Annotated in this window: 1 protein-coding gene; it reads left to right on the top strand. The window is 53.3% G+C overall.

Going from position 1 to position 2,012, the window contains the following annotated elements; all coding sequences use genetic code 11:
• Positions 1–174 precede the first annotated feature (174 nt).
• Positions 175–1,860 (top strand): alpha/beta fold hydrolase, encoded by a 1,686-nt coding sequence (locus C501_RS13705; RefSeq protein WP_342662509.1) that lies wholly within the window; start codon positions 175–177, stop codon positions 1,858–1,860.
• Positions 1,861–2,012 lie beyond the last annotated feature (152 nt).

The raw sequence follows: 2,012 nt of genomic DNA, 5'->3' as shown, positions 1-2,012 counted from the left end.
CTCACTCCCGTAGAGTTTGAGACGATCTACACGGACGCGAAAGCGGCCTGATCACCCCAAACCCCAACTGTCAACCAAACCCGGGGCAGACCCACCAAACCCTAGGCAGACCCATGGGATGAGCTATTTTGGTATGCGTCAATAGTTTTATTGGTGATTGATGAATTGGACGTGATGCACGTGGTTTCTTCTGTTGTGAGTGTTGCTCTTGCGGGGAGTTTAGCTTTCTCTGCCCCGGCGCCTGCTGCACCCGTATCTAATCTTCTTGAGGACGCTTTGGGGGTGTACTCGTCTCAGTCTCTATCGTGGGGTGCCTGTGAGGATGATGGCTCAAACACAATGATGCCGGGGACTGAATGTGCTCGGTTGCGGGCCCCGGTGGATTGGAGTGCCCCTAGGGGTGAAACCGTTGAGCTGCAAGCATACCGGTTCAAAGCCAGCTCAGATCAGGATGGGCAAAGTTCTAGGGGAACGATAGCGAACTTCCCCTCCGGCCCTGGAGCTCCTGGTTATATGGGTTTCAACTTGGAGCTAAGCGGTTACGATTGGATCGGTCTGGATCCTCGTGGTGTTGGTCAGAGCGGAGCCTTGACCTGTTCGGCAACTGGGATGCTGGGGATTCCCCGTGTTCCTCCCACGGATCAGGCAGTGTTCGAGCAGTTCCGTTCTTCCCAGGAGAATGATTTTTGGCCTTCATGTACGACTGAGCCTGCATCGTTGAAGAATCATATGGACGCTTACAGTAATGCTAATGATATGGAGTTACTTCGTAGGGTCTTAAAGTTGGGTAATATCAACCTTCGCGGATCTTCTTATGGGACGTTGCTTGCTGAACGGTACTTGGGGCTCTTTGGTGAACACGTGAACGGTTCTATCCTTGATGGGGTGATGAACCCGGCTCAAACCCGCACAGAGTTCCTCACTACTGCCGCGGCCAGCAGTGAAGCCGCTTATGAGCGTTTCTATCAATGGTGTCAGAGTGATACAGCCTGTGTGCTCAAAGGCCGTGATATTCCAGAAGTCTTCGAGCAAGCCAGAACCAACGTAAGAAACGGCGAAATACCAGGAACTTTTATGGGTGTTCCATGGACTGAACCCCTAGTGACTGCTTATGCTGAGCTTGCTATTGGGGCTGAGGGATTCGCTCAAGCAGCGCAAGGACTCAAGAACCTTGCTGAAGGAAAAAACCCAGAACAAGATGAGATGCCTGCCCCTTCACCCATGCCAGAGAAAATGCCTTACGCTGATCCAATCGTGTGTTCGAGCTTCCCGCTGGGAGTGCCTCATGCTCAAGCTGTGAGAGAAGATCTGGCCTCTGCACGTGCGGTGGCATCAGTGATGAGATATAACACGAACTCCACCCAGTACTCCTCAATATGCGTGGGCGGCCCAACACCGGTGCCCGGTTCGCAGGATCCTGTGACCTCTCGGAGTGCTCACCCAACCATGCTTCTCAGTAAAGCGATTGATCTCGCTACGCCGAAAGCCTGGGCTGATGCTGTAGCCAAACAACTTGGCTCCCAGACTATACATCTGGTCGCCGATGGAATCGGACATGGTGCGATGAGGTCTCCGAAGATAAAGGAGCAGGTCATTGACTACCTAAACGTGACGAACCAACCCACTCCAACGCCGGAGCCTACCCCTGAACCAACGCCTAAACCAGATACTGATACCTCATCCCGAGACGGGTCAGGAGTATCCGAACCCACGCTGGATCCTCAGGCGTCTTCTGCCACAGGTCAACCTTTAGCACGCACCGGGGTAACAAGCTTGCCCTGGCTTCTGGGTGCTAGCATGCTCATTGTGACTGTTGGGGCTGTTCTCTTACACATGACTAGGAAACCCCGAAACTCTTAAGCTATAACCGTGATTTCCACGAAGCTGGTGACCGCCTTATGAGTGCGGTCACCAGCTTGCGGGTCTGCCCCGGGTTTGGTTGACATCTGATCTGTGAGGATTCGTCCTCGCTGGAAGGATGTATCTCTTGCCCAAGCCCTATCCGAAAGAGT

This window comes from Acaricomes phytoseiuli DSM 14247, from assembly GCF_000376245.1.
In the GTDB taxonomy this organism is placed as follows: Bacteria; Actinomycetota; Actinomycetes; order Actinomycetales; family Micrococcaceae; genus Renibacterium; species Renibacterium phytoseiuli.
This window is presented reverse-complemented; position numbering and strand designations above follow the sequence as displayed.